The sequence below is a fragment of the Treponema endosymbiont of Eucomonympha sp. genome, assembly GCF_001028545.1.
In genome coordinates, this window is the sequence record NZ_BBPW01000094.1 from 1 (window position 1) to 2828 (window position 2828).

Here is a 2828-nt window from a genome sequence, read left to right on the forward strand (position 1 = left end):
GTCAGGGCGCCCCACGCCTATGGCGACACGGTTACGAACGACGACCGGAGGCTTATGGGGCTGCGGCTTCACGACAAGAAACCCACGCCGGTGCCCGCGCCGCACACATACCCGACGTTTGAAATCAACACGGGGGTGCTGCGGCAACTGACGCTGCGCTTCCGCGACCACGGCAGTTCCGGCTGGGCGAAGCCGGAGGGCGTGCACGGCGCGGAAATCCGCTGGGACATTCTGCCCGCGTCGACGGCGAATCCCGACGCGCTGACGCATTCCGCGTTCAGCACCCGCTCGCCCCACACGCTGGTGTTTTCGGGAGACGAACGGGGCAAGACGGTGTATATCTGCCTGCGCTGGGAAAACACCACCGGCGAAAAGGGACCCTGGGGAGAGATTTCCTCGGCGATTGTGCCGTAAGGTCAATTAAAAACGGGCGTGCCCGTTTTTAATTGAGACAAAAAGGGGAACGCAAAACTCGGACGTTCGGCTACCGCCGAACGCGCATGCCTGCCGTAAACGTTATGCCGGGCATATAGTAGCCGGCAAAGGACTGATACGGCGAGTTGAGCATATTCTTCAGCGCGGCAAAGAAGGCGAGGCGTGTTCCGGCGTTCTGGTTCACCGTTAGGTGCAGCAGGCAGTAAGGGTCGAGCGCAAGGCTGTTTACGGTGTCGGCGTAGCGCGTGCTTTCGTAGTGCGCGGACAGCAGAAGCGAACCGCTCTTCCACTGCAGGTCGAGCGAGCCGCCGATGATTTGCCGCGGCATATAGGGTATGCGGTAGCTGTCGGCAAAGCTCAAGCCGTCGTTGAGGAGCCAGCTCAACTGATACTGATAGGTGAATCCCGCCTTTATGCGCCGGAGGAAGGGACCGCCGAGCGGGACGGTGAACGCCGGGCGCGTCTCGGCGCCGATAAAACAGGCGGTGCCGATATTTTCGGGCGACCAGCGCCCGCCCGCGCTCTTTACCCAGTGAATCGAGTCCTTCGTCCACTGCGCGTACAGGGTGGAATCCGCCTGCACGGTGCCGGAAAGCGCGAGCTCGGCGATTATGTCCGCTCCGACGCCGTCTTCGGGCTTCAGATTCGGGTTGCCCACGAACATATTGTCGTGGCTCCGGTAATACAGGTCGTCAAAGTCGGGGAACTTGAAGCTCCGGAAGTAATTGTTCTTCAGCGTGAGCCATTCGGACGGCTTCCACGAGAGCCCGGCTTTCGGCACGACGACGCACTGCCGCGTGTCGGTGGCACCTTTCGCCGACGCCAAGAGCAGGACGCCGTGCGCCGCCTGATACTCGCCGGCGACATACAGCCCGCCCGCGTTCCCCGCGCGGGTCTCCTTCGTTACGTCCTCCGAGTCGATATGGATAAAGCGCCAGTCCGCACCGCTCCGCAGGGTGAGCCGGTCGACCGGATACCACGCCCAGCGGCTGAGCGCGGTGATAAAATCGTCGTCGCTCCGCGCGCTTACGCCGTAGCGCGACAGGGAGTGCGTGTACGAGAGCGCCGCCTCCGCCGAAAGCGCGCCGCCGAAAAGGGCGGGCGCGTCCAGCGCGAGGGTTTCCTTTGCCGAAAAGTCGTGCGCCTTTGCGAAGCCGACGGCGTTCGGCGTAACGGGATAGTTCTTGTCGGCGTAATACAGGCTGGTGTCTGACACGAACGTCGCGCGCTTCGGCAAATCCCGCACGAGCGAGGCGTCCAGCCCGGTGTCGACGATTTCGTTGCTCTCCTTGCGCCGCGCAAACCCGTAGTCGTCCCGGTACAGGTAATGGTTGCCCGCCCGGTTCCCGAACCACGACGCCTTCCACGACAGGCTCTCGCCGCCGTATCCGGCGGACAGGCTGAGCATCTGCATGTCGAAGAAGTCCTCATAGTGCGGGCTGCCGATCTGTCCCGGCGGGTCGCTGTGCCGCCTGTTGTATTCGCCGGGCGCGTAGCCGGAGTTTGAAACAGCGGCGCCGAGGCTGAGTCCCGGCTTCTGCTTCTGTATCGTAACAATGTTTATGACGCCGCCCAGCGCCCCCGACACGTTGTATTTGGTGTCGGAGCCGCCGTAGACGACCTCTATGCGCTCGACGTTGGCAAGGTCTACCTGATTTATGTCGAACTCGCCGGAGCGCGGGGAGTTCGCCGGAATGCCGTCTATGAGTATCGCAATGCGCTCGGTGTCAAAGCCGCGCAGGTTCAGCTCCGTCTGGTTGCCGTAGCCGCCGTAGCGCGTAACGCTCATGTCGAGCGTTTCTTCGAGCAGCGACGCCAGGTCGGGGCTGTTCCGCCGCTGGATTTCCTCCTTTGTTATGACTTCCATTTGCTGCGTCGTCTCCGCCGTGCCGGTCACGGTAACGCTTTCGAGCCGGACAGGCGCGCCGCCGTCCGAGCCGTCAAAGCCCTCGCCGTCAGGCTCCGCCTCCGCGAACGCGGAAACGCACGCGGCGAGCAGCACACAGTGCGCAATATGCGCGGCGCGGACGAGGGGCGCCCGGTTTTGCCGAACGCGCCCGTCCCGTTCCTGTTGTTTCATTCCGTACCGCCTTCGCCTCTCATGCAGTCCACCCACTATGCCGAGTTTCGCGTTCCCGTAGGGAACGTCCGATAGGTAAACTCGCGGCGCACAGAGGCTGACGCCTACTGCGCCTGCCCATATCTCACCTCACTGCCGAGTTTCCTCAAGAAACTGCCGCAAGCCTACGGCTTGCTACCGAGTTTGTTTTGCAAACTCGCGGTGCACACAGAAATAAAAGGGAACATTTTATGCTCGTCCACCCACTATGCCGAGTTCCCTCAAGGAACTCGGACGTTCGGCGATAGCCGAACGCTTCATTCCCACCCAATTC

The 2828-nt window shown here is 62.3% G+C and carries 2 protein-coding genes; one reads left to right on the forward strand and one right to left on the reverse strand.

Going from position 1 to position 2828, the window contains the following annotated elements; all coding sequences use genetic code 11:
• A partial coding sequence (locus AWU74_RS11585; RefSeq protein WP_202966404.1) for a hypothetical protein occupies nt 1-414 on the forward strand: 414 nt, incomplete at its 5' end.
• Between the two features lie 70 nt (nt 415-484).
• Here AWU74_RS11585 and AWU74_RS04810 read toward each other — a convergent pair.
• Nucleotides 485-2515 carry a TonB-dependent receptor plug domain-containing protein gene (locus tag AWU74_RS04810; RefSeq protein ID WP_062328171.1) on the reverse strand — a complete coding sequence of 677 codons (2031 nt, stop codon included), beginning with the start codon at nt 2513-2515 and terminating at the stop codon, nt 485-487.
• Nucleotides 2516-2828 lie beyond the last annotated feature (313 nt).

What these genes read in the sequence shown, in the direction of transcription:
- AWU74_RS04810 (WP_062328171.1), bottom strand. Translation starts at nt 2,515, where the DNA reads ATGAAACAACAGGAACGGGACGGGCGCGTTCGGCAAAACCGGGCGCCC.